Source organism: Vibrio sp. 1078-1 (genome assembly GCF_033340475.1).
Window position 1 is genome coordinate 1 of record NZ_JAWOWM010000315.1, and the last position, 723, is coordinate 723.

1 pseudogene is annotated in these 723 nt (G+C 51.0%); it reads left to right on the forward strand.

Annotated elements, in window-relative coordinates:
* Nucleotides 1-723: pseudogene (locus tag R7190_RS27300) on the forward strand (Na+/H+ antiporter NhaC family protein); the annotation flags it as partial.

Genomic DNA, 723 nt, shown 5'->3' on the forward strand with positions numbered 1-723 from the left:
GCCGTTGCACCTGTGGCTTTGGGCATTGCTCAATCTGCAGGTATGAGCTTGCCATTAACCGCTGGTGTTGTGCTCAGCGGCGCGATGTTTGGTGATAACCTTTCTATCATCTCTGACACCACCATCGCGGCAACACGCTCTCAGGGCTGTGAAATGAAGGACAAGTTCAAAGAGAACATCCGCATTGCACTGCCAGCAGCACTGGTTGCTATGGGTATTTTTGCCTTCAACAGCACTGCGACTCAAGTGCCAGAGACTGGCCCAATTGAATGGTTAAAAGTGCTACCGTACGTCACCATTTTGATTTTGGCGGTTTCAGGGCTTAACGTATTTGTTGTGCTGACTATCGGTATTTTACTGGCGGGTGGCGTAAGCTTGGTTTCGATTGACGACTACGGTCTAACGAACCTAGCGCAAGACGTGTACAGCGGTTTTGGCAACATGCAGGAAATCTTCCTACTATCGATGCTGATTGGTGGTCTGAGTGAATTGATGCGTCGTCAAGGCGGTCTTGCTTTCCTGACCAACTTAGTGAGCAGCATGATCCACGCGTTTGGCTCTAGCCATTCAAAACACGCGAACAGCCGCGCAAGTGAGCTAGGTATCGCGGGCTTGGTTTCTATGGTGAATGGTTGCACGGCAAATAATACGGTCGCCATCATCGTATCGGGTAGCGTGGCGCGCCAGTTGGCGGAAGAGAACAATGTCTCTCCTCGTCGCTCA